21 protein-coding genes are annotated in these 24,901 nt (G+C 64.5%); 5 read left to right on the forward strand and 16 right to left on the reverse strand.

The window, feature by feature from the left end; genetic code table 11:
* The first annotated feature begins 248 nt into the window (after positions 1–248).
* Genes BM154_RS05075 through BM154_RS05090 form a run of 4 tightly spaced genes read left to right on the forward strand, consistent with a single transcriptional unit; the run spans position 249 to position 4,759 of the window.
* A complete protein-coding gene (locus BM154_RS05075) occupies positions 249–1,211 on the forward strand; it encodes a GGDEF domain-containing response regulator (protein WP_074881276.1) in 963 nt (320 codons plus the stop codon).
* Positions 1,208–2,119, forward strand: coding sequence for a putative 2-dehydropantoate 2-reductase (locus BM154_RS05080; protein ID WP_074881277.1), 912 nt, complete (start codon positions 1,208–1,210; stop codon positions 2,117–2,119). Before BM154_RS05075 ends, BM154_RS05080 begins: the two co-directional genes overlap by 4 nt.
* 46 nt (positions 2,120–2,165) lie before the next feature.
* Positions 2,166–4,169: a sensor histidine kinase gene (locus BM154_RS05085; protein WP_074881278.1), complete on the forward strand. Its 2,004-nt coding sequence runs from the start codon at positions 2,166–2,168 to the stop codon at positions 4,167–4,169.
* Positions 4,170–4,183: 14 nt separating this feature from the next.
* On the forward strand, positions 4,184–4,759 hold the full coding sequence (locus tag BM154_RS05090; RefSeq protein ID WP_074881279.1) for a cob(I)yrinic acid a,c-diamide adenosyltransferase: 576 nt from the start codon (positions 4,184–4,186) through the stop codon (positions 4,757–4,759).
* Here the strand turns inward: BM154_RS05090 and BM154_RS05095 are convergent.
* From BM154_RS05095 to BM154_RS05125, 7 genes are all read right to left on the reverse strand, one after another.
* Positions 4,749–5,633: an RluA family pseudouridine synthase gene (locus tag BM154_RS05095; protein WP_074881280.1), complete on the reverse strand. Its 885-nt coding sequence runs from the start codon at positions 5,631–5,633 to the stop codon at positions 4,749–4,751. The genes BM154_RS05090 and BM154_RS05095 overlap by 11 nt on opposite strands.
* A 22-nt stretch (positions 5,634–5,655) precedes the next feature.
* Positions 5,656–6,585, reverse strand: a complete 930-nt coding sequence (locus tag BM154_RS05100; protein ID WP_074881281.1) for an AEC family transporter — start codon at positions 6,583–6,585, stop codon at positions 5,656–5,658.
* A 71-nt stretch (positions 6,586–6,656) separates the two neighbouring features.
* Positions 6,657–7,607 (reverse strand): Nudix family hydrolase, encoded by a 951-nt coding sequence (locus BM154_RS05105; protein ID WP_074881282.1) that lies wholly within the window; start codon positions 7,605–7,607, stop codon positions 6,657–6,659.
* Between the two features lie 2 nt (positions 7,608–7,609).
* A complete protein-coding gene (locus tag BM154_RS05110) occupies positions 7,610–8,233 on the reverse strand; it encodes a glutathione S-transferase family protein (RefSeq protein ID WP_074881283.1) in 624 nt (207 codons plus the stop codon).
* 139 nt (positions 8,234–8,372) lie between these two features.
* The gene (gene argJ / locus BM154_RS05115; protein ID WP_074881284.1) at positions 8,373–9,590 is read right to left on the reverse strand and encodes a bifunctional glutamate N-acetyltransferase/amino-acid acetyltransferase ArgJ; all 1,218 of its coding nucleotides are present in this window, start codon (positions 9,588–9,590) and stop codon (positions 8,373–8,375) included.
* A gap of 307 nt (positions 9,591–9,897) precedes the next feature.
* The gene (gene secA, locus BM154_RS05120; RefSeq protein ID WP_074881285.1) at positions 9,898–12,636 is read right to left on the reverse strand and encodes a preprotein translocase subunit SecA; all 2,739 of its coding nucleotides are present in this window, start codon (positions 12,634–12,636) and stop codon (positions 9,898–9,900) included.
* Positions 12,637–12,804: 168 nt separating this feature from the next.
* Positions 12,805–13,731, reverse strand: coding sequence for a M23 family metallopeptidase (locus BM154_RS05125; protein ID WP_074882384.1), 927 nt, complete (start codon positions 13,729–13,731; stop codon positions 12,805–12,807).
* A gap of 89 nt (positions 13,732–13,820) precedes the next feature.
* On the opposite strand from BM154_RS05125, the gene BM154_RS05130 reads away from it, so the two are divergent.
* Positions 13,821–14,279: a DUF721 domain-containing protein gene (locus BM154_RS05130; RefSeq protein ID WP_074881286.1), complete on the forward strand. Its 459-nt coding sequence runs from the start codon at positions 13,821–13,823 to the stop codon at positions 14,277–14,279.
* A 183-nt stretch (positions 14,280–14,462) separates the two neighbouring features.
* On the opposite strand, the gene lpxC is transcribed toward BM154_RS05130, so the two are convergent.
* The 9 genes from lpxC to murD all read right to left on the reverse strand — a co-directional run bounded on the left by lpxC (position 14,463) and on the right by murD (position 24,896).
* Positions 14,463–15,374: a UDP-3-O-acyl-N-acetylglucosamine deacetylase gene (gene lpxC, locus BM154_RS05135; protein WP_074881287.1), complete on the reverse strand. Its 912-nt coding sequence runs from the start codon at positions 15,372–15,374 to the stop codon at positions 14,463–14,465.
* Between the two features lie 112 nt (positions 15,375–15,486).
* Positions 15,487–16,677: a cell division protein FtsZ gene (gene ftsZ / locus BM154_RS05140; RefSeq protein WP_074881288.1), complete on the reverse strand. Its 1,191-nt coding sequence runs from the start codon at positions 16,675–16,677 to the stop codon at positions 15,487–15,489.
* Positions 16,678–16,754: 77 nt separating this feature from the next.
* Positions 16,755–18,002, reverse strand: coding sequence for a cell division protein FtsA (ftsA, locus tag BM154_RS05145; protein ID WP_074881289.1), 1,248 nt, complete (start codon positions 18,000–18,002; stop codon positions 16,755–16,757).
* 22 nt (positions 18,003–18,024) lie between these two features.
* On the reverse strand, positions 18,025–18,879 hold the full coding sequence (locus BM154_RS05150; RefSeq protein ID WP_074881290.1) for a cell division protein FtsQ/DivIB: 855 nt from the start codon (positions 18,877–18,879) through the stop codon (positions 18,025–18,027).
* Between the two features lie 2 nt (positions 18,880–18,881).
* Positions 18,882–19,832, reverse strand: a complete 951-nt coding sequence (locus BM154_RS05155) for a D-alanine--D-alanine ligase (RefSeq protein WP_074881291.1) — start codon at positions 19,830–19,832, stop codon at positions 18,882–18,884.
* Positions 19,829–21,277, reverse strand: coding sequence for a UDP-N-acetylmuramate--L-alanine ligase (murC, locus tag BM154_RS05160; protein WP_074881292.1), 1,449 nt, complete (start codon positions 21,275–21,277; stop codon positions 19,829–19,831). The genes BM154_RS05155 and murC overlap by 4 nt, the downstream gene beginning before the upstream one ends.
* Positions 21,270–22,340: an undecaprenyldiphospho-muramoylpentapeptide beta-N-acetylglucosaminyltransferase gene (gene murG / locus BM154_RS05165; protein ID WP_074881293.1), complete on the reverse strand. Its 1,071-nt coding sequence runs from the start codon at positions 22,338–22,340 to the stop codon at positions 21,270–21,272. Before murG ends, murC begins: the two co-directional genes overlap by 8 nt.
* A complete protein-coding gene (gene ftsW / locus BM154_RS05170) occupies positions 22,330–23,553 on the reverse strand; it encodes a putative lipid II flippase FtsW (protein WP_425272827.1) in 1,224 nt (407 codons plus the stop codon). The genes murG and ftsW overlap by 11 nt, the downstream gene beginning before the upstream one ends.
* A complete protein-coding gene (murD, locus tag BM154_RS05175) occupies positions 23,550–24,896 on the reverse strand; it encodes a UDP-N-acetylmuramoyl-L-alanine--D-glutamate ligase (protein WP_074881295.1) in 1,347 nt (448 codons plus the stop codon). The genes ftsW and murD overlap by 4 nt, the downstream gene beginning before the upstream one ends.
* Between the last annotated feature and the right edge of the window lie 5 nt (positions 24,897–24,901).

Below are 24,901 nucleotides of genomic sequence, written 5' to 3' on the forward strand. Positions count from 1 at the left end.
CCTGATATAAAGCGCGACCGGGCAGCACCGCTTCGCGATTCGCTTGCCGGCAGCCACCAGTGCAGCGATGCGAACCGCATCGTGCTGGGCGCCAGTTCGCGACATCGTGAATAAGTTCTGCGCAAATCGCGCGGATGGCTTGACGATAAAATTGGCGCGATCATTATATCCGCTCTGATACAGACCGCTCGGCGTTGTATTGGTTACTCCCCTCCCTCGACCCGTTTTCTTGCCAGCGAGTGCCATAAATGCCCAACCCCCATCTCAGTATTCTGGTGGTGGACGACGCCAAGTTCTCCAGCGCCATGATCGGCCGTGCGCTGAGCCAGGCTGGATATCAGGATGTACGCTTCGCCAGCAGTGCTGCCGAAGCCATCAGCAACCTCGAACAACGCCCGGCCAGCGTGCTGCTGGCCGACTGGCTGATGCCCGAAATGGACGGCCTGGAGCTGACCGGACGGGTGCGCCAGCTTGACGAGGCGGCCGAGCACTACACCTACATCATTCTGCTCACCGGCAAGGAAGGCGAGAACGTGCTCAATGAAGCCTTCGACCGCGGCGTCGATGACTTCATCAGCAAATCGGCCATGAATGAGCAGCTGCTGCCACGCGTGTTCGCCGCCGAACGCCTGTGCAGCACCCTGCAGCGCCTGCTCCAGGAAAACGCCCTGCTGGTGCAGAACATCGCCAGCCTGGAAGAGCGCAACCTGGTCGACCCGCTGACCGGCCTGGGCAACACCCGCTACCTGAGGCAGAAGATGGCGGACAGCCTGCGCCAGGTGGAATCGCGCGGAGGCGCGCTGTGCTACCTGCTGATCGGCCTGCAGGGCGCCGACGAACTGGGCACCCGCCACGGCAAGACCTTTTATAACGAGCTGCTACGCAGCGTGGCCCGTCGCCTGCAGCAGCTGGTGCGCCCATTGGACGTGCTGGTCAGCCTGGACGACCGCCACTTCGCGCTGATCACCCTGCTCGATGACCTGCAGGAGTGCTCGCCAAGCAGTTTCAAGCGCCTGCACGAGGGGCTCAACCTCAAGGCCTTCAAGACCAGCGAGGGCTTCATCAGCCTCAAGGCCGGCATTGCCGTGGTCGGCCTGGACAGCAAGGCCATGCCGATGGAACAGCAGCAACTGGTCGATCTGGCCAGCCGCCTGCTTCCCGAGGCCCACGCCAGTGGCCGCGTCACTGCGGTGCGCCTGCCCCGACCATGAGCTGGCACGTACTCGGTGCCGGCAGCCTGGGCAGCCTGTGGGCGGTCCGTCTGTTGCGCGCCGGCGTGCCGGTACAGCTGATTCTGCGCACCCCGCAGCGCCTGGCCGCCTACCGCCAGGCAGGCGGCCTGACCCTGGTCGAAGGGGGCCAGACCACCCTGCACGCCATCGCCGCCAGCGACTTGGACGACCCGGCGCCCATCGCCCGCCTGCTGCTGGCCTGCAAGGCCTATGACGCCGCCGAAGCGATTGCCGCCGTCGCCCATCGCCTGGCACCGGGGGCAGAGGTGATCCTGTTGCAGAACGGCCTCGGTAGCCAGGACGAAGTCGCGCGGCAGCTACCCGACCAACGCTGCCTGCCGGCCTCCAGCACCGAGGGAGCCTTTCGCGATGGCGACTGGCGCGTGGTGTTCGCCGGTCAGGGTCATACCTGGCTTGGCGATCCACTCGATGCCACGCCCCCAGCCTGGCTGGACGAGCTGCAACGCAGCCAGATCCCACATACCTGGAGCCCGGACATTCTGGCGCGGCTGTGGCGCAAGCTGGCGCTCAACTGCGCCATCAACCCGTTGACCGTGCTGTATGGCTGCCGCAATGGCGAACTGGCGGCGCACCGCGAAGAAGTCGAGGCGCTTTGCGACGAGCTGGTCACGTTGCTGACCGCCTGTGGCCAGCCCGAAGCAGCGCAAGACCTGCACCACGAGGTGTGGCGGGTGATCGAGGCCACGGCGGCCAACTACTCGTCCATGTACCAGGACGTGACCGCTGGCCGGCGCACCGAAATCAGCTACCTGCTCGGCTATGCCTGCGCGGCGGCTGAGGGTACCGGCCTGCCGATGGCGCATCTGCAGGCCGTGCAGCGGCGCCTGCTCGCCCACCTGGACCGCCACGGATTGCCGCGCTATTGAGTCACGCGCTAACCTGCGCCCTCACCTGCCACCACGACAAACGCCAATGCGCCTGCGCCACCGCCTGAAGAACCTGCCCGTTGGCCGAAAGCTGCTCGCCGCCCTGCTGGTCCTGCTGACAGCCGTGCTGATCGTCGCCAACATGACCTTCATCAGTGCGGCCTACTGGATTTCCCAGGAGAGCGTTGCGCCCCAGGCGCTGCAGACCCTCGGCCGGCTGATCGCCACCCCGGCGCTGAGCCGCGAAGCCCTGCGCTCGCCCGAGGCAGCCCATGAGCTGCTCAAACGCCTGGATGGCTACGCCCCCTTGCGCGCCGCGGTGATCTACGACGCCGAGGGCAACAGCCTGGCGCAGCTGCAGCGCGGCGAAAAACTCGAGCTGCCCACCCAGGTCGATGCCCTGGACCACTGGCGCATCGGCGAATTTCGCGCCAACCAGCTGATCGAGCTGCCCCAGGGCGAGGCTCCGCCCGGGCACCTGCTGCTGGTCGCCTCCAGCGAACTGCCGGGCGCCTTCTACACCGGCACCGTCACCGCCAGCCTGGTGATTCTCGGCTTCAGTCTGGTGCTCTGGCTGCTGGTGGCGCGGCAGATCCGCCGCCTGGTCACCAGCCCGATCAAACGCCTCGAGGAACTCACCCGCCAGGTCACTCGCGAAGAGAACTACTCACTGCGCGCGCGGCGCGGCAACCGCGATGAAATCGGCAGCCTGGCCGAAGCGTTCAATACCATGCTCGAACGCATCGAGGCCCGCGAGCAGCAGCTCAAACGCGCCCGCGACGACTCCGAAGAAGCCTACAACCAGGCCCGCGGTCTGGCCGAGGAAACCCGCCTGTCGAACCGCAAGCTGGAACTCGAAGTGCAGGTACGCAGCAAGATCGAGAAGAAGCTCACGGGCTTCCAGAACTACCTCAACAGCATCATTGACTCCATGCCCTCGGCGCTGATCGCCCTGGACGAGCAGCTCTATGTTGCGCAGTGGAATCAGGAGGCCAGCGCACTGTCTGGCACCTCCATCGACGAAGCGGTGAACCAGCCGGTGTTTCTCGCCTTTCCGCTGCTCAAGCCCTACCTGTCCAAGCTCAAGCGCACAGCCGAGCAGCACCGGGTCGAGAAGATCGAACGCGTCACCTGGATTCGCGATGACGAGCCCCACCACTACGCCCTGACCTTCTATCCGCTGATCGGCAGCATCGGCCGTGGTGTGGTGATCCGAATCGACGACATCACCCAGCGCCTGAATCTCGAAGAGGTCATGGTGCAGTCCGAGAAGATGCTTTCCGTGGGCGGCCTGGCGGCCGGCATGGCGCACGAGATCAACAACCCGCTGGGCGCCATCCTGCACAACGTGCAGAACATCCGCCGGCGCCTGTCGCCGGAGCTGCCGCGCAACCAGGAGCAAGCCGAACTGGCCGGCGTCAGCCTGCCGGCCATCGACCGCTACCTGAGCGCCCGGGAAATTCCCATGCTGCTCGACGGCATCCAGCAGGCCGGCGCGCGGGCCTCGAAGATCGTCACCCACATGCTCAGTTTCAGCCGCCTGAGCAACCGCCAACTGGCGCCCTGCCAGCTGCCGGCGCTGATCGACCAGGCGGTGGAGATCGCCAGCAACGACTTCGACCTGACCGAAAGCTTCGACTTCAAGAGCCTGCTGATCCAGCGCGAGTTCGACCCGCAGCTGGGGCCGGTTCCCGGCATCGCCAACGAACTGGAACAGGTGCTGCTCAACCTGTTGAAGAACGCCGCCCAGGCCATCCACTTGCGCGATGACGAAAGCCAGCCCGGCAAGCTGATCCTGCGCACCCGCCTGGCGCCGCCCTGGGCCGAGGTGCAGGTCGAGGACAACGGCGTGGGCATTCCGGAAGCGGTGCGCAAGCGCATCTTCGAGCCGTTCTTCACCACCAAGGAAGTCGGCCAGGGCACCGGCCTGGGGCTTTCCGTGTCGTACTTCATCGTCACCAACAACCACAAGGGCCAGATGGAGGTGCACTCGCGCACCGGCCAGGGCACCTGCTTCACCCTGCGCCTGCCGCTGGGTGTGGGCAACTGATTACCGGAGACCCCATGGGCTACCGACTCTCGAAAATCTACACACGCACCGGCGATGCCGGGCAAACCGGCCTGGCCGACGGCCGCCGGGTCGCCAAGGATCACCCACGCATCGAAGCCATCGGCGAAGTGGATACGCTCAACAGCCAGCTCGGCCTGCTGATCGCCTGCCTGGCCGAGGAGCGGGCGGGCTGCCCGGGCCTTGGCGAGCTGGTCGAGGTGCTCGCGCCCTGTCAGCACCGCCTGTTCGACCTCGGCGGTGAGCTGGCCATGCCTGAATACCACGCCCTGCAGGCTGCCGAGATCGAGCGCCTGGAGGCGGTCATCGACCGCTGGAACGAGGAAGTCGGCCCGCTCACCAACTTCATCCTGCCTGGGGGATCAAAGCTGATCGCCCAGGCCCACCTGTGCCGCAGCAGCGCGCGTACCGCCGAGCGGCGCTGCGGCCAGCTGCATGCCAGCGAGCCACTGCGCGGCGAGCTGCTGGCCTATATCAATCGGCTGTCCGACCTGCTGTTCGTGGCTGCCAGGTTGATCGCCATGCGCCAGGGCATCGACGAAGTGCTCTGGCAGGCCGCCGTCAAAGGCTGAGGCGGCTCTCGAAAGATCTCGGCTCGCCTGTCAGCGGGTCGCTGAACGTCAGCCCACGTGCCAGCAACTTGAGCGGACGCTGGTAGTCGTCAGGCTCACCCTCGGCGCAACTCACCTCGGGATAGAACGGGTCATTGAGAATCGCCGCGCCAAGCGCGGCCATATGCACGCGCAGCTGGTGCTTCTTGCCGGTGACCGGTTCGAGACCATACAACCAGTGCTCGCCGCGCTTCTCGATCACCTCGATACGCGTACAGGTGTTGGCTACGCCCGGCATCTCGCGCATGCGAAAGAACGGCTCCCCCGCCTCGAAGCGCGTCTCACGCACGACGGGAAACTGCAGATTCGGTAAAGGCGCCGCCAGCGCCTCGTAGCGCTTGTCGATGGCGCGCTCGCGAAACATTGCCTGGTAGCGCCCGCGGGTCTGGGGGTTGCTGGAAAACAGCACCAGCCCGGCGGTATGCCGGTCGATGCGGTGCAAGGGCACCAGGTCGGCATTGCCGGTGCGCCTGACCAGCCGAGCCAGCAGGGTCTGCTCGACATAGGCGCCGGCCGGCATCACCGACAGGAAATGCGGCTTGTCGGCGACCAGCAGGTGCTCGTCGAGGTGCAGGATGGCTTCCTCGAAGGGGATCGTCGGCTCGGCGGGCACCTCACGGAAATAATGCACGCGCAGGCCGACCCGATAGGGGTGATCGACACCGATCGGTGCGCCATCGGCATCCAACACCCGACCGCGGGCCATACGCTCGAGCCAGACATCCCGTGAAATCGCCGGGAAGTGCGCGCACAGGCAGTCGAGCACGCTCGTCCAATCGCCGGCCGGCAGGTGCAGGGTGCTGGGGCGCAGGGTCGGCTGATCGGATGGTGGCATAGGGAGGCTCCAGGCGCGGCGCTCAGGGCGCGATCAGGTAGAGGCAGATCGACAGCGTCAGCAGCGAGCCCAGCGTCGACAACAGAATGGTGCTCGACACCTCGGCGCCATCGCGGCGATAGAACTCGGCGAGCATGAAGGGCCCGGTACCGGTCGGCAATGCGCTGAGCAGCAATGCGGCGTGCGCCCACATCGGCGGCAGGCGAAACACGTAGACGGCCAATGCCCAGGTGATCAACGGATGAGCGACCAGCTTGATCAGTACCAGGCCGGTACCGTGCGATCTGGGTCCGGGTTGCTTATGGGCCAGAAACAGCCCCAAGGCGATCAATGCGCAGGGCCCGGTGGCGGCAGCGAGCAATTTGAGGAACTGGTGCAGGGGCGCCGGCAGTGGCTGCGCCGTCGCCGCCCATAGGCCGCCGAGCAGCGGCGCCATGACGATGGGGTTCTTCAATAGCGCGAGCAGAACCTTGCGCACCGCGGCCAGCACGCTCTTTTCGTTCTGCAGGCCCACTTCGATGCACACCACCGCCAGGGCGAACAGCACGCAGATGACGATCAGGCAGGCGATCAGCGCCGGCTCCATGCCGGCATCGCCGAACACCAGCAGGCACAGCGGAATGCCCATATAGCCGGTATTGGCATAGGAGGCGCTCAGCCCGCGCACGCTGGCGTCGGCCAGGCTGCCGGTGCGGCGCAGGCAGCCGAGCAGCACCAGGGCGAAGAGCCCCAGGGTGGCGATGCCATAGGCGAGGATGAACCCGGGCTGCCAGATCTCGTCCCACACCACGGTGGCCATCGCCTCGAACAGCAGCGCCGGCAGACACAGCCAAACCACCATACGGTTGATCTCGGAGGCAGCGGTGGCGCCGAGCAGACCCAGGCGCCGGCAGGCGAAGCCGGCGAGAATCAGCGCGAAAACTGGCAGGATGACATTCAGAACCGAGGCCATGGGCCTTATATCACTCGAAAACAGGACGCCGCAGGGTAGGCGCTACGGCGTGGCCATACAAGCGCGGGGGGTCAGCGCTGCCGCTCGGGCCAGAATGCGCGAATCCCGGCAACGCCCTGGGCACCGGCCTGCCAGGCCTGCTCAAGGTGCTGCGGGCCGACGCCGCCGAGCAGATAGCACGGCTGGTTGAAGCCCTGCAGCAGTTCGCTCGCCCGCTCCCAGCCCAATGGCTGGGCCTGGGGATGAGTTTCGGTGGCCTGCAGTGGCGACAGAGTGACGAAGTCGGCGCCGATCCGGGTGGCCAGTTCGAGTTCTTCGGCACTATGGCAGGAGGCGGCCAGCCAGCGCCCTTCGGGCAACGGACGGCCGTTGCCCGCGTACTTGCGCAGCTGCTCGGCGGTCAGGTGCCAGCCGGCAGCCGGGAAGTCGCCCAGCCACTCCAGGGGGCCCTTGAGCATCAGTTGCGCCTTGCCGGCGCAGAGCCCCTGCACGTCCACGGCGATGTCGCGGTACTGGGCATCGAACATCGCCGGCGCCCGCAGTTGAATGAGGCGGATGCCATTGGCGACGGCAGCACGCACCCCAGCCAGCAGCTCGGGGCCGTCCAAGCCTTCCGGGGTGATCAGGTAATGCTCGGGCAGCCGAGCAGCCGCGACGATCGGGCGGTTGGCGGCAGGAAATTCATAGTCGCTCAATTGCCGTGGACCGACCCAGGCCAGCGGCTGACCTTCGGCGCCGTGGGGCTCGCCGGTGAAGCGGCTGACTTCCCAGACATCCAGTAGCACGTGCTTGTCGGCGTAGTCGTGACGCACCTGAATCAGCGGTCGCGCAGCGCTCACGATGATGCCCAGCTCCTCGTGCAGTTCGCGCGACAGCGCCGCGAGGACGGCCTCGCCCTCCTCCACCTTGCCGCCGGGAAACTCCCAGAGCCCGCCCTGGTGTTTGTCATCCGGGCGCCTGGCGATCAGGATCCGGCCATCTTCACCGCGGATTACCGCTGCCGCTACGTGCACGCGCTTCACATTCACTCCTTCAAGGCTGCCTGCAGCCAGCGCTGGAACGCCGGCCATTGAAAAATGGTCTCCACGTAGGCCGCGGCCTCTGCCGGAAGTTGCACGCCGTAGCTGCGCAGCCGACTGGCCACCGGGGCAAAGTAGGCATCGGCGATGCTGACCTCCCCGAACAGATAGGGGCCGCCCTGGCCGAAGCGCTCGCGGCAGCCTGTCCAGATGGCGACGATGCGCTGGATGTCATGCTTGACGTCATCCGTCACGCTGGCCAGTGGCGCATTACGCTGCATGTCCATCGGCATGTGGCTGCGCAGTGCGCCGAAACCGCTGTGCATTTCCGCACACACCGAGCGGGCCATGGCGCGTGCCGCGACATCACGCGGCCACATGGCGGCTTCAGGAAAGCGCTCGGCCAGGTACTCGGCGATCGCCAGGGAATCCCAGATCACCCCGGCATCCCACTTGAGCACCGGCACCTTGGCGGTCGGCGAGTGTTCCAGCAAGCGCGCGTGGGTGTCGGCACGAAACAGCGGCACCAGGGTCTCCTGGTAAGCCGCACCGCTCAGCTCGACCAGCAGCCAGCCGCGCAACGACCAAGACGAGTAGTTCTTGTTGCCTATCACCAATTCGAGCGACATCTATTTCTCCAGCGGTCAGAAGGAACAGAGCGACAGCTTCGCCGTTGGCTGCCGGCAAGGCAAATTCCGCTCGCTCATGGGGCCATGCGCGAGCGGAATGGACGATACCGGCCAGCCGCCGTGGTAGCGGCCGGCAGCATCAGGTGCGGTATTCGGCGTTGATCTTCACGTATTCGTGGGACAGGTCGGTGGTCCAGATGGTCTCGCTGCAGGTACCACGGCCCAACTCGATGCGGATGGTGATTTCCTCCTCGGCCATCACCGTTGCGCCCTGCTCCTCGGTGTAGCTGGCAGCACGACAGCCCTTGCTGGCGATGCACACCTCGCCCAGGAACACGTCGATCTTGCTGACATCCAGTTGTGCCACGCCGGCACGGCCGACAGCGGCGAGGATGCGCCCCCAGTTGGGGTCGGAGGCGAACAGCGCAGTCTTGATCAACGGCGAATGGGCCACCGCATAGCCGACGTCCAGGCACTCTTGGTGGGTCGCACCGCCGTTGACCTGCACGGTGACGAACTTGGTGGCGCCTTCACCGTCACGCACGATGGCCTGGGCCACCTCCATGCACACCTCGAACACCGCCTGCTTGAGCGCCGCGAACAGTGCGCCACTGGCCTGGGTGATTTCCGGCAGGGCTACCTGGCCGGTGGCGATCAGCATGCAGCAATCGTTGGTGGAGGTGTCGCCATCGATGGTGATGCGGTTGAACGACTTGTTCGCCGCGTCGCGCAACAGGTCCTGCAACACGCCCTGGGCGACCTTGGCGTCGGTGGCGATGTAGCCGAGCATGGTGGCCATGTTTGGCTTGATCATGCCAGCGCCCTTGCTGATGCCGGTCACGGTTACCGTCACGCCCTCATGGGTGAATTGGCGGCTGGCGCCCTTGGGCAGGGTATCGGTGGTCATGATGCCGGTGGCGGCATCGGCCCAGTTGTCTTCGGCGAGGTTGTCCAGCGCAGCCTGCAACGCACCTTCGATCTTCTCGACCGGCAGCGGCTCGCCGATCACCCCGGTGGAGAACGGCAGCACTTCGGTTTCCTCCACACCCGCCAGGCGGGCCAGGCTGGCACAGGTGCGCATGGCATTGTGCAGGCCTGGCTCGCCGGTGCCGGCATTGGCATTGCCGGTATTGGTCAGCAGGTAACGCACGCTGCCGGAGGCGCGTTTCTTGGCCAGGATCACCGGCGCCGCGCAGAACGCATTGAGGGTGAACACGCCGGCCACACTGCTGCCTTCGGCGCAGCGCATCACCACCACATCCTTGCGCCCTGGGCGCTTGATGCCGGCAGAGGCGATGCCCAGCTCGAAACCTGGAACCGGATGCAGGGTAGACAGCGGGCCAAGACCAACAGCCATGGGAGAGCTCCTCGAATTAGGTTGATGTGCACAGCATGTTCGATGCGAAAACGCCGCGAAAGGCTGAACCCTTCGCGGCGTTTGGACGTTACAGCAAGCTCAGGATCAGAACCAGTTCACGACCTTGCGAGCTAGAGCCCTGCAAAGCCAACACAGGCGAGGACGCGGAGTGTACGGCTGTACATGAGCATTGCTCGCTTCATTCGCCCCGTCGCGGCCGCACCAGGTGCGTTAGCCGCAAGCGGCTTTCCGACCGGGCTGTTTCCAATCCGGCAGGGCCGACGCGCAGCCAGTCGTGGGCAGGTTCTCAGTTGATCTGACCGTGGCAGTGCTTGTACTTCTTGCCAGACCCGCATGGGCACAGCTCATTGCGACCGACTTTCTGCTCAGCCCTTACCGGCGTAGCGGCCACGGCGACATCACCGTTTTCCTGGCCGTCGGCATCAGGCTCTTCGAGCGCGGAAACCTCTTCGTGCTGGAACTGCATGCGCTGGGCCAGTGCCTCGGCATCGCGACGCAGGCGCGCTTCTTCTTCGGCTGGGTCTTCGCGGCGCACCTGCACGTGGGAGAGCACGCGGATGGCGTCGCGCTTGATCGAGTCCAGCAGTTCCTGGAACAGGGTGAACGACTCGCGCTTGTACTCCTGCTTCGGGTTCTTCTGGGCGTAGCCGCGCAGGTGGATGCCGTGGCGCAGGTGGTCCATGGTCGACAGGTGGTCTTTCCACAGGTCGTCGAGCACACGCAGCAGGATCTGCTTCTCGAAGGTCCGCAGGGCTTCGGCGCTGGCCTGGGTTTCCTTCTCGTTGTAGGCGTCCACCAGTTCCTTGAGGATGCGCTCGCGCAGGGTGTCTTCGTACAGTTTGGAGTCTTCGTCGAGCCATTGCTGGATCGGCAGGCGCAGGTTGAAGCCGGCGTACAGCGCCTCCTCCAGGCCGGCGATGTCCCATTGCTCGGGCAGCGACTGCGGCGGCATGTGGGCATTGATGGTGCTGTCCAACACTTCCTTGCGGAAGTCCTCGATGGTCTCGCCCACGTTGTCGGCGGTCAGCAAGGTGTTGCGCATGTGGTAGATAACCTTGCGCTGCTCGTTGGCCACGTCATCGTATTCGAGCAACTGCTTGCGCATGTCGAAGTTGCGACCTTCGACCTTACGCTGCGCCTTCTCGATGGCATTGGTGACCATGCGATGCTCGATGGCCTCGCCCGGCTGCATGCCCAGGGCCTTCATGAAATTCTTCACCCGATCGGAGGCGAAGATGCGCATCAGGCTGTCTTCCAGCGACAGGTAGAAGCGGCTCGAACCGGCATCGCCCTGGCGGCCGGCACGGCCACGCAACTGGTTGTCGATACGCCGGGATTCGTGACGCTCGGAGGCGATCACGTGCAAACCGCCGGACTCCAGCACCTGCTGGTGACGCTTCTGCCAGTCGGCCTTGATCTGCGCGATCTGCTCGTCGCTTGGGTTTTCCAGCGCCGCGACTTCCACTTCCCAGTTGCCGCCGAGCAGGATGTCGGTACCACGACCGGCCATGTTGGTGGCGATGGTCAGCGCACCCGGGCGACCGGCCTGGGCGATGATCTCGGCTTCCTTTTCGTGGAACTTGGCGTTGAGCACCTTGTGCTCGATGCCTTCCTGCTCGAGCAGGCGCGACATGTACTCGGAGGTCTCGATGGTCGCGGTACCGACCAGCACGGGCCGGCCCTGGGCCTGGCACTCCTTGATGTCATTGATGATCGCCGCGTACTTCTCTTCCTGGGTCAGGTAGACCAGGTCGTTGAAGTCCTTACGCGCGATGGGCTTGTTGGTCGGGATGACCATCACGTCCAGACCGTAGATCTGGTGGAATTCGAAGGCCTCGGTATCCGCGGTACCGGTCATACCGGCCAGCTTGTTGTACAGGCGGAAGTAGTTCTGGAAGGTGGTCGAGGCCAGGGTCTGGCTCTCGGCCTGGATCTGCACGCCTTCCTTCGCTTCGATGGCCTGGTGCAGGCCTTCGGACAGGCGACGACCCTGCATGGTACGCCCGGTGTGCTCGTCGATCAGGATCACCTGGCCGTTCTGCACGATGTACTCGACGTTGCGATGGAACAGGGTGTGGGCACGCAGGCCGGCATACACATGGGTCAGCAGGCCCAGATTGTGCGCCGAGTAGAGGCTCTCGCCTTCAGCCAGCAGGCCGGCCTGGGTGAGCATGTCCTCGATGATCTGGTGACCTTCCTCGTTGAGTTCGACCTGGCGGCTCTTCTCGTCGACCTTGTAGTGGCCTTCCTGAGTGACCACGCCTTCCTCTTCCTCGATGTGCTGCTTGAGGCGAGGAATCAGCTTGTTGATCTCGGTGTACATCTTCGAGCTGTCTTCGGCCTGGCCGGAGATGATCAGCGGGGTACGGGCTTCGTCGATAAGGATCGAGTCGACTTCGTCGATCACCGCGAAATTCAGCTCGCGCTGGAATTTCTCTTCGACGCTGAACGCCATGTTGTCGCGCAGGTAGTCGAAGCCGAATTCGTTGTTGGTGCCGTAGGTGATGTCGGCGGCATAGGCCGCACGCTTCTCTTCCGGCGGCATGAACGGCGTGACGATACCCACCGACAGGCCAAGGAACTCATACAGCGGGCGCATCCAGTTGGCGTCGCGGCGAGCCAGGTAGTCGTTGACCGTCACCACGTGCACGCCCTTGCCTTCCAGGGCATTGAGGTAGACCGCCAGGGTACCGACCAGGGTCTTGCCCTCACCGGTACGCATCTCGGCGATCTTGCCTTCGTGCAGGGTCATGCCGCCAATCAGCTGGACGTCGAAGTGGCGCATGCCCATCACCCGCTTGCCGGCCTCACGGGCCACGGCGAAGGCTTCGGGCAGCAGTTGATCCAGGGTTTCGCCTTTGGCCAGGCGGGCCTTGAATTCTTCGGTCTTGGCACGCAGTTGCTCATCGGAGAGCGCGAGCATCTGCTCCTCGAATGCATTGACGGCCTGAACCGCCTTGAGCATGCGTTTGACTTCACGCTCGTTCTTGCTTCCAAAGAGTTTTTTCAACAAAGGCGCAAACATATCGACAGGATCTTCCACGCTATGAATGGAGGGCGGCCCCGTGAGTCGCCCATGCAGCCCTTATGGCTGCGTGCGAAGGGGGCATTCTACCCGGAAACGGAATTGAAGAAAGCAGCGCGATTGGCACAGGGCCATCGGCAGGGTTCGGGCCGGTCTGGGCCGGCTCCGTCAGGGCTGGTCGCTGACGCGTGCGATGTAGCTGTGGGGATTGACCAGTTCACCGTTACGGCTGACTTCGAAGTGCACATGATTGCCGGTCGAGCGCCCGGTGCTGCCGACAGTGGCGATCACCTGGCCACGCTGGACCAGGTCGCCAACCTGCACGCTGTTGCTGCGGTTGTGCGCATACAGGGTGACGTAGCCATCGGCATGGCTGATTTCAACCGTGTTGCCGTAGCCGTTGCGCCGCCCGGCGAAGGTCACCACCCCCGCCCCCACCGCTACTACGTCGCTACCCGCCTTGGCGGCGAAATCCACGCCCTTGTGCACGCTGATACGGCCGGTCAGGGGGTCGACCCGCCGACCGAAGGGTGATGATACGTAGCCCTGCAGCACCGGGTGGCCAGAGAGCATGGTCGCCTCGTCGAGACGCCGGTCGGCGAGCAATTGTTCGAGTACTTCGAGCTGCTGCTCGCGGCTGTCCATGCGCAGGGCCAGTTCGTCCAGGGTGCTCATGAACGGTGGCGGCGCATAGGCCGCACCGCCGATGGGCTCTTCGGGCCCACCCTGCCCTACCCCCAGGGAGAAATCGAATTCGCTGGCATCCAGCTCGGCCAGCTCGGTGAGCCGTTCACCCAGGGCATCGAGGCGGGTCAGGCGCGCTTGCAATTCGGCGACATGGGCGGCGAAGGCGTCGAGCTGGCGCTGAGCGTGGATGCGCACTGCGCCGACTTCATCACGCTGGGCATCGAGCGCCTGGCTGACCACCGCGCTGTCGAGCACCGGTACCGAATGCGGCGCCATCCACGCGCCCAGCGCCGCGCCGCCGCCGACCGCCAGCACGGTCAACAGTGCCAGGCCGGCCAACAGCCAGCGCAGATCGAGGCTGAGCGAGCGCGCGGCGCCATGGCGTCGGCTGAGCAAAATGATGTGCATGACATCCCCATCTGAAAAAAGTGGAACCGGGGTGGCCAGCAGAGGTTCTGCTACCATGGCGGTCCCCAAAACGTTGCAGGCTTCCTGCCATGAGTTTTCGTCCCTTGCCGGCCAAGGCGCCCGCCGTACTCCTGCGCGAGGCGAAGCCGCTGAAAGCCCTGTTCAACCAGGCTCAACGCATCGACCACTTGCAACAGGTGGTGGAAAGCCAGCTACAACCCGCCGCCCGTGAACACTGTCGCGTGGCATCGTGGCGTGAGGGCTGCCTGCTGCTGATCGTCACCGATGGCCACTGGGCCACGCGGCTGCGCTATCAGCAAAGACGCCTGCAAAGGCAGTTGCAGGCGCTCGAAACGTTCGCGACCTTAACGAAAATCCTCTTCAAGGTGCAACCTCCAAGCGGCGAGAAACGCGAGGTCGCAAGGCCATTCGAGCTATCCGAGAGTGCCGCCGACAGCATTCAGGAAACCGCCGATGGGGTCAGCGACCCACGTCTAAAGGCGGCACTCGAGCGCCTGGCGAGCCATCGCCGGCGCAGCGATTCGTAAAGTCTGGCAGCCCGTTACGAGCGCCAACCATAGCCGCCATAAAAATGACGACCCTATCTAGCCAAGCGGCTGATGCCAAACGGCCTGGCGGCTGGCGGCCGTTTGTCGGGTGAAAACAACTGGAATAAAAAAAAGGCCACCCGAAGGTGGCCCTGAAGTACATAAAAGCAGAGAGAGTGTGCCTTACACCGCCGCAGCCGGGCGCATGTAAGAGATCGGAGCAGTGTCGGCGTCTTCGAACGTCACCATTTCCCAGGCATCCGGCTGTGCGATCAAGGCTCGCAGCAGACGGTTGTTCAGGCCATGGCCGGATTTGTAGCCGCGGAACTCGCCGATCAGGCTGTTGCCGAGCAGATAGAGGTCACCGATCGCATCGAGAATCTTGTGCCTGACGAATTCGTCCTCGTAACGCAGGCCGTCTTCGTTGAGCACGCCGTCTTCGTCCACCACGATGGCATTGTCCACGCTGCCGCCGCGCGCCAGGTTGTGCGAACGCAGGAATTCGATATCACGCATGAAACCGAAGGTGCGGGCACGGCTGACTTCCTTGACGAACGAAGTGCTGGAAAAATCCACACTCGCGGTCTTGGTACGGTCGTGGAATACCGGGTGATCGAAGTCGATCTCGAAACTTACCTTGAAGCCATCGAACGGAACGAAGGTGGCGCGCTTGTCGCCGTCCGTCACGGTCACTTCACGGGTGATGCGGATGAACTTCTTGGGGGCGTCCTGCTCTTGCAGACCAGCCGACTGAATCAGGAAAACAAAGGGGCCCGCACTACCATCCATGATCGGTACTTCACAGGCAGAGAGCTCGACGTAGGCGTTATCGATGCCCAGGCCAGCCATGGCCGAAAGCAGGTGCTCTACCGTATCCACCTTGACATCACCATTGACCAGGGTGGTCGACATGGTGGTCTCACCGACGTTCAGGGCGTGCCCCCTCACCTCCACCACAGGGTCGAGGTCGGTACGACGGAACACGATGCCGGTATCCACCGGAGCCGGCTTCAGGGTCAGGTAAACCTTCTCCCCGGAGTGCAGGCCGATACCCGTGGCGCGGATGATGTTCTTCAGGGTGCGTTGTCTGATCATGGGTCTGGCCGCTATTGCGCTAGGTGCGAATTGTTTTCAACAAAGGCTGGCGATAATAGCAGAACCGACCTTTGCTGAACACCAATCACCTTTATACTCCTGATAGATTTCATTAATCCGCCTGACGACGCAGGAAGGCCGGAATGTCCAGGTAATCCAGGTCATCCTGCGGATTCATTTTCGCCGCGGTAGCCGCGCCGCCGTGGCTCTGACGCTGTACGGTAGGACGTTCGTAGTCCTTGTAGTTGACGTTCTGCTCGGCGCGCGCCGGAGCAGCCACAGGGGCTACGGACTGGGCAGCGGCAACCTGAACGGTATTGTCGACGACCTTGACCGGCTTCTCCATGCGCGCACCCAGACCGGTGGCAACCACGGTCACGTGCAGTTCGTCGCGCATGTCCGGATCGATCACGGTGCCGACCTTGACGGTGGCGTGCTCGGAGGCGAATTGTTCAATGATGTTACCCACGTCGGAGTACTCACCCAGGGACAGATCCGGGCCGGCGGTGATGTTCACCAGGATGCCGCGAGCACCCTGCAGGTTGACGTCTTCGAGCAGCGGGTTGCGGATCGCCGCTTCGGTGGCTTCACGTGCACGGTTCGGACCGCTGGCGCAGCCAGTGCCCATCATCGCCATGCCCATTTCGCTCATCACGGTTTTCACGTCGGCGAAGTCGACGTTGATCATGCCCGGACGCTTGATGATGTCGGAGATGCCACGCACGGCACCGCTGAGCACGTCGTCAGCCTTGGAGAAGGCGGACAGCAGGCTGGCGTCCTTACCGAGGATGGTCAGCAGCTTCTCGTTGGGGATGGTGATCAGCGAGTCGACGCTTTCCTGCAGCGCGCGGATGCCTTCGTCGGCGATCTGCATGCGCTTGCGGCCTTCGAACGGGAACGGACGGGTCACCACCGCGACGGTGAGGATGCCCAGCTCCTTGGCCACTTCGGCGATTACCGGCGCAGCACCGGTACCGGTACCACCGCCCATGCCGGTGGTGATGAACACCATGTCGCAGCCCTGCAGCACTTCGGCGATGCGCTCACGGTCTTCGATGGCGGCCTGACGGCCGACTTCCGGGTTGGCGCCAGCGCCAAGACCCTTGGTGACGCCGGTACCCAGTTGCAGCACGGTACGGGCGCCGATGTTCTTGAGGGCCTGAGCATCGGTGTTGGCGCAGATGAATTCGACGCCTTCGATGTTGCTCTTGGCCATGTGGTTGACCGCGTTACCGCCGCCGCCACCGACACCGATAACCTTGATGACCGCGCTCTGCGGAAGGTTGTCTACGAGTTCAAACATGGTCTCTCTCCTGTATTTTCTAGTTTTTAACGCCTACTGCCAGCAACGCTGCACACGCCCGTGCCGCGTCACTCACATTAGAAATTGCCCTGAATCCAGCGTTTGAGCCGTTCCAGAACGGGTGCCTTGGTTTCATCACCGTAGCCGCCATTACCGGGCATCGGGATGTCGTCGGACTGCTTGCGCAGGCCATACATCAACAGGCCAACGCCCGTCGAGTAAATCGGGTTGCGTACCACATCGCTGAGCCCCTTGACGCTATGGGGCACACCGAGGCGTACCGGCATGTGGAAGATTTCCTCGGCCAGTTCGACCGCGCCTTCCATCTTTGCCGTGCCACCGGTGAGCACGATGCCCGCCGGGATCAAATCTTCGTAGCCGCTACGGCGCAGTTCGGCCTGGATCAGGGTGAACAGTTCGTCGTAACGCGGCTCGACCACCTCGGCCAGGGACTGACGCGACAGGTCGCGCGGCGGGCGATCACCGACGCTCGGCACCTTGATGGTTTCGCCAGCACCGGCCAGCTTGGCCAGGGCGCAGGCGTAACGGATCTTGATCTCTTCGGCGTACTGGGTCGGGGTACGCAGCGCCATGGCGATGTCGTTGGTGACCTGGTCGCCGGCGATCGGAATCACCGCGGTGTGGCGAATCGCACCTTCGGTGAAGATGCAGATGTCGGTGGTGCCGCCGCCGATATCGACCAGGCACACGCCCAGCTCTTTCTCGTCGTCGGTGAGCACCGCATAGGCCGACGCCAGTTGCTCGAGGATGATGTCGTCGACTTCCAGGCCGCATCGGCGCACGCACTTCTCGATGTTCTGCGCCGCGTTCACCGCGCAGGTCACCACGTGCACCTTGGCCTCCAGGCGTACCCCGGACATGCCCAGGGGCTCGCGAACGCCTTCCTGGTTATCGATCACGTAATCCTGCGGCAGGGTGTGCAGCACACGCTGGTCAGCCGGAATGGCGACGGCCTGGGCGGCATCGAGCACGCGCTCCAGGTCGGCGCCGCTGACTTCGCGATCGCGGATCGCGACGATGCCGTGGCTGTTGAGGCTGCGGATGTGGTTGCCGGCCACGCCGACGAACGCCGAATGGATACGGCAGCCGGCCATCAGCTGGGCTTCCTCGACCGCACGCTGGATCGACGCCACCGTGGACTCGATATTGACCACCACGCCCTTCTTCAGGCCGCGTGATGGGTGGGTGCCGATGCCGACGATTTCCAGTTGGCCATCGGCCGTCACTTCGCCCACCAGCGCCACCACCTTGGAGGTACCGATGTCGAGACCGACGATCATCTTGCCGCTCTGCACGTTTGCCATGACTCTTGCCTTCTCTCCTGATTCATTGCACCGCAGCGGTATCGACCGCCACGGGTGCCGGCGGCTCGCGCCACGCAACGGCCAGGCCGTTGGCGTAACGCAGATCGACCCGCGCGATATTGTCTTTCTGGTCCTTCAGCGCCTTGCTGTAGATGGCGCCGAAACGACGTATTTTTTCCACCAGATGGTCGCGCCCCAGCAGCACTTCGATCCCCTGCCCGGTGGACAGGAACCAGCTACCACGCTCACGCAGTTCCAGGCGTGCCACGGTGAAGCCCATGGGGCGCAGCATCTGGCTCAGCACCTGATACTGCTGCATCACTTGTTGCTGGGCCCGCTTCGGGCCGTCGAGCTGCGGCAAATTCTCGTAATGGGCCAGCTCCTTGGGCGCGAACGCCTGGCCCTGGTTGTTGAGCAGCGCTTCGTTGCCCCAGCGGGCGATCGGCAGTTGCTCCTCGAGCCGGACCATCACCTGATCGGGCCACACGCGGCGAACTTCGGCGTGGGCGATCCATGGCATCTGCTCCAGTTCGTGACGCATACCGACAAGGTCGACACTGAAGAAGCTCGCACTGACAAAAGGTTCAATGCGTTGCTGCACCGATTGCTGGCTGATGTAGCTCAGGTCGCCCTCCACGCTGATCTTGGCGATCGGCCGGTCGGCATAGGGCAGCAGACGCAGCGCCAGTTCGTAGGCACCGAAGCCCAGCACCAGCAGCAGCACCGGCCAGGTCAGGCGCTTGAACAGGCTGAAATTCGGCCGCGGCAAACGCACGCTGATCGGCTCCTTGGCCACCAGGCGGCTGGCGCCACGCGGCACGGCCTTGCCGCGCAGCGGCGTGCCTGAACCGGGCTGATGACGAAGGACGGCGCCCATGCTTACCCCCGAGCCTCGACGCTGTCAGCGAGAATCGCCAACACCAGCTGTTGGAAATCCAGACCGGCCGCCTGCGCCGCCATCGGCACCAGGCTGTGGTCGGTCATGCCCGGAACGGTGTTCACCTCCAGCAGCCAGAAGCGACCCTGCTCGTCCTGCATCACGTCGGCGCGCGCCCAGCCCTGGGTGCCCACGGCTTCGCAAGCGCGGGCGGTCAAGGTTTTCAGTTCGGCCTCTTTCTCGGCCGACAGGCCACAGGGCACGCGGTACTGGGTGTCATTGGCCAGGTACTTGGCATCGTAGTCGTAGAAGCTGTGCGAGGTGCCCAGGGCGATCGGTGGCAGCACTTCACCGCGCAGCATGGCGATGGTGAACTCCGGGCCATGGATCCACTGCTCGACCAGCACCTGGCTGTCATAGCAGGCGGCGTCTTGCCAGGCGGCGACCAGCGCATTCACATCGCCAACCTTGGCCATGCCGATGCTCGAGCCTTCATGGGCCGGCTTGACGATCAGCGGGAAGCCCAGCTCGTCAGCGGCGCGGCGGCAGTCGTCGGCGCTGGCCAGTACGGCGTGGCGCGGCGTCGACAGACCCAGGCTCTGCCACACCTGCTTGGTGCGCAGCTTGTCCATGGCCAGGGCCGAAGCGAGGATGCCGCTGCCGGTGTAGGGAATACCGGCGCATTCGAGCAGACCCTGCATGCTGCCGTCTTCGCCACCACGACCGTGGAGAACGATAAAGGCGCGGTCGATCTTCTCGCCCGTAAGGCGCGCAAGGAAGTCATCGCCCACATCGATACCAAAGGCGTCCACGCCAGCGCTCTGCAGCGCGCTCAGCACGGCATTGCCGGACTTGAGCGATACCTCGCGCTCAGCGCTCTTGCCACCGAACAGCACGGCCACACGACCGAACGCCGAGACCGGCAGTTGAGATTTCAGGCTTTCGGCACTCATTTCCCTTGACCTTGCGCGCTGAACAGCGGGCTCTGCAGCAGTTGTGGGGCTACGCCGCCAATGTCACCGGCGCCCTGGCACAGCAGGATGTCGCCAGCGCGCAGCAGCGGCTTGATCAGCGGCGCCAGGTCGGCGCCGCGTTCGATATAGATGGGATCCAGCTGACCACGCTGGCGAATGCTGTGGCACAGCTGACGGCTGTCGGCACCGGGAATCGGCTCTTCGCCGGCCGGATAGACCTCCATCAGCAGCAACACGTTGGCATCGGCCAGTACCTGGACGAAATCGTCGTACAGATCACGGGTACGGCTGTAACGATGCGGCTGATAGACCATCACCAGACGACGCTCCGGCCAGCCGCCACGCACGGCCTTGATCACCGCCGCGACTTCACGCGGGTGATGGCCATAGTCGTCGACCAGCATCACTTCACCGCCGTCGACCGGCAGCTGACCGTAGACCTGGAAGCGCCGACCGACGCCCTGGAACTGCGACAGCCCCTGGACGATGGCCTCGTCACTGATGCCTTCGTCGCTGGCGATGCAGATGGTCGCCAGGGCATTGAGCACATTGTGGTTGCCCGGCATGTTCACCGACACGTCGAGCGGCTCGCAGTCCGGGCGCAGTACGGTGAAAAAGGTCTGCATGCCCTGCTGGCGCACGTTGATGGCGCGCACGTCGGCGTCTTCGCTGAAGCCATAGGTGACCGTCGGGCGGCCGACCTGGGAAAGGATCTCGCGCACCACCGGATCGTCCACGCAGAGCACCGCCAGCCCATAGAACGGCAGGTTGTGGAGGAACTCGATGAAGGTCTTCTTCAGTTTATTGAAGTCGCCTTCATAGGTGCTCATGTGGTCCATGTCGATGTTGGTCACCACCGACACCATGGGCTGCAGGTGCAGGAAGCTGGCGTCGCTCTCGTCCGCTTCGGCGATCAGGTAGCGGCTCGAACCCAGCTGGGCATTGGTGCCCGCGGCGTTCAGGCGACCGCCGATCACGAAGGTCGGATCCAGGCCACCGGCAGCGAACACCGAGGCCAGCAGGCTGGTGGTGGTGGTCTTGCCGTGGGTGCCGGCCACGGCGATGCCGTGGCGGTAGCGCATCAGCTCGGCGAGCATTTCGGCACGGGGTACCACCGGGATACGCAGTTCGAGTGCGGTCGCCACTTCCGGGTTGGAGGTATTGATGGCGCTGGAAACCACCAGCACATCGGCGCTTTCGGCGTTCTCGGCGCGGTGGCCGATAAATATCCGCGCGCCGAAGTTTTCCAGGCGCTCGGTCACCGGCGAAGTTTTCAGGTCGGAGCCGGATACCTCGTAACCCAGGTTGAGCAGCACTTCGGCGATGCCGCACATGCCGGCGCCGCCGATACCGACGAAATGAATACGGCGGATACGACGCATGCGCCGCACTTCGGCCTTGACCGCTGCAGGAGACTTAGCCACGGGCCACCTCCAGGCAGACATCGACGACGGTACGGGTGGCATCGGGCTTGGCCAGGCGACGTGCAGTGCTGGCCATTTGTTTGAGTCGTTCGGGGTGCATCAAGACCTCGGTCAGCTGCGCTGCCAGATCGGCAGCGTCAGTGGAGCGTTGTGGCAGAAGGACGGCGGCGCCGTCTTTCGCGAGATAGCTGGCGTTGCGCGTCTGGTGGTCGTCGATCGCGTGGGGCAACGGCACCAGGAAAGCCGGCAGGCCGGCGGCAGCCAGTTCACTGACGGTCAGCGCGCCGGAGCGGCAGACCACCAGGTCGGCCCAGGCGTAGGCGCGGGCCATGTCGCTGATGAACGGGGCGACTTGCGCTTCGACGCCCACAGCGCTGTAACGTTCGCCGGTCACCGTGGCGTGCTGCTTGCCCGCCTGATGAAAGACTTCCGGGCGCAGCTCGGCAGATACCTGCGCCAGCGCCTCCGGCAGCAATTTGTTCAACGGCTCGGCCCCCAGGCTGCCACCGAGAATCAGCAGGCGTGGCCGACGACCGGTCAGCGCATCGCGGGGCGTTTCCAGGAACAGCTCCTCGCGCACCGGGTTGCCGGTGGTACGACGCTTGTCGGACGCGGCGAAGGTGTCGGGGAAAGCCTCGCAGACCCGGCTGGCGAATGCCACCAGGCTGCGATTGGCGGTACCGGCCACGGCATTCTGCTCGTGAATGATCAGCGGCACGCCGGCCAGCTTGGCCGCCAGGCCGCCGGGGCCGGTCACGTAGCCGCCCATGCCGAGCACGCAGAGCGGCTGCAGCTCGCGCACCACCTTGCGCGCCTGGAACAGCGCTTTGATCAACTGCAGCGGCGCCTTGAGCAGCGACAGCTTGCTCTTGCCGCGCAGGCCAGTGACGTTGATCAGGTGCAACGGCAGACCGGCAGCCGGCACCAGTTCGTTCTCGATGCCGCGCGGCGTGCCCAGCCAGTGCACACGGTAGCCGCGCGCCTGGAACTCGCGCGCACAGGCCAATGCCGGGAACACATGGCCACCGGTGCCGCCAGCCATGATCAGTACGTTACCGGCCATGCTGCACCTCCCGTTCGGGCTCGGGGAAGTCGGCCTCATCGAACTCGATGTCCTCATTGCCCAGGCCATTGCGCGTTTCCCACTCGATGCGCAACAACAGCGCCAGGCTGACGCAGCAGATCACCAGGGAGCTGCCGCCGTAACTGAGGAACGGCAGGGTCAGGCCCTTGGTGGGCAGCAGGCCGATGTTCACACCGATATTGATCAGGAACTGGCCGATCCACAGGAAGCCCAGGCCGAAGGCCACGTAGGCGGAGAAGAACTGCTTGGCCTTTTCTGCCCACAGGCCGATATACAGGGCGCGAACACTGACGAACACGAACAGGCCAACGGTGGCCAGCGCGCCGACCAGGCCCAGCTCTTCAGCCAGTACCGAGAACACGAAGTCGGTGTGCGCTTCGGGCAGGTAGAACTGCTTCTGGATACTGTTGCCCAGGCCTACGCCCAGCCACTCGCCGCGACCAAAGGCGATCAACGCCTGGGTCAACTGGTAGCCGGAGCCGTACTGATCGGCCCAGGGGTCGGTAAAGGTGATCAGACGCTGCAGGCGATACTCCTGGCTCTGCACCAGGACGAACACCGCACCAACCGCCAGGGCGACCATCAGCAGGAAACGGAACAGGCCAACGCCGCCGAGAAACAGCATGGCCATGGCCGCGCCCATCATTACCACCGTAGCGCCGAAGTCGGGCTCGAGCAGCAGCAGGAAGGCCATCGGCAGCAGCACCACGAAAGGCTTGAAGAAGCCCGCCCAGCTCTCGCGCACTTCTTCCTGGCGACGCACCAGATAGCCGGCCAGATACAGCACCACGAAAACCTTGGCGATCTCCGAAGGCTGGATGTTGAAGGCACCGAAACCGATCCAGCGCTTGGCACCGTTGACCTCACGGCCAATGCCGGGCAGCAGCACCAATACCAGCAGGGCGACGGCCACCAGCAGCAGCAACCAGCTGTGGCGCTGCCAGGTGGCCAGCGGAATCATCAGCACCACGCCAGCGGCGCCCAGGCCGATGGCCAGGTACACCAGGTGGCGAATCATGTAGTACAGCGGGCTGCCGGTGTTAACCGCCGCCACCTCGGTGGAGGCCGAGGAAATCATCACCAGGCCGAGGCCGAGCAGCGCCAGGCAACCGGCGAGCATCGGGAAATCCATGTCCAGGCCGCGACGACTGAACAACGGGGACGGATAAGGGCGCAGGAAGGACAGCATCAGACGAGCGCCTCCACGGCCTGGGCGAACAGGCGCCCGCGTTCTTCGAAGTTCTTGAACATGTCAAGGCTCGCGCAGGCCGGCGACAGCAGCACCGCGTCGCCGCTCTGGGCAACGGCGGCAGCCTGCTGCACTGCGGCCTGCAGGCTGTCGACGCGGACAATATCCACGGCGCCATCGAATACCGCGGCCAGTTTGTCGGCATCACGGCCAAGCAGCACCACCGCGCGGCAATGGGCCGCGACCGGCTGGCGCAGGCTGGAGAAGTCGGCGCCCTTGCCGTCGCCACCGGCGATCAACACCAGCTTGCCGGTGATGTCGGCGCCAAGGCCTTCGATGGCCGCCAGGGCAGCCCCGACGTTGGTGGCTTTGGAATCATCGTAATAGCTCACCCCGCCGCGCTCGCCGACCCACTGGCAGCGATGCGCCAAGCCGGTGAAGGCCTTGAGGGTATCGAGCATGGCTGCCATCGGCAGGCCCACGGCGTGACCGAGCGCCAGCGCCGCCAGGGCGTTGGACTGATTGTGCGCGCCCCGCACCTTCAGCTCGCGCACCGGCAGCAGCGCCTCGAACTGATAGGCCAGGTATTTCTCGCCATTTTCCTCGAGCAGGCCGAAACGCTTGAAGTCCGGCTTGCCGAGACCAAAGCTCCAGCATGGCACCTGGTCGGCGATCATCGGCCGCGACAGCGGATCGTCACGGTTCACCACCACCTGCCGCGCGCCTCGGAAGATGCGGTGTTTGGCCAGGTGATAGGCCGGCAGATCTGCATAGCGATCCATGTGGTCTTCGCTGACGTTCAGGCAGGTGGCCACTTCGGCGTTGAGCAGTTCGGTGGTTTCCAACTGGAAGCTGGACAGCTCGATCACGTACAGCTCGACGTCATCGGCCAGCAGGTCCAGCGCCGGCGTGCCAAGGTTGCCGCCCACGGCAACCTTGCGACCGGCGGCTGCCGCCATCTCGCCGACCAGGGTGGTCACGGTGCTCTTGGCGTTGGAGCCGGTGATGGCCACGATCGGCGCCTTCGCTTCGCGAGCGAACAGATCGATATCGCCGGACAATTTGGCGCCACGCTTGGCCGCTTCCTGCAGGGCCGGGGTGGCCACGGCCAAGCCGGGACTGATCAGCAGCTCGCTGGCCCGGGCGAGGAAGTCCACGTCCAGCTCGCCACAACGCACTTCGACCTGCGGGAACAGTTCACGCAAGGTGCTGAGCTCCGGCGGATTGGCACGGGTATCGACCACGGCGAAGCGCACGCCCTGGCGCGCTAGGTAGCGCACCAGGGACATGCCGCTCTTGCCGAGGCCGACAACGATGCGGAATTGGTCGGAAGCGATCAGGCTCATGCTGT

This window comes from Phytopseudomonas argentinensis (assembly GCF_900113905.1).
GTDB classification, from domain to species: domain Bacteria; phylum Pseudomonadota; class Gammaproteobacteria; order Pseudomonadales; family Pseudomonadaceae; genus Aquipseudomonas; species Aquipseudomonas argentinensis.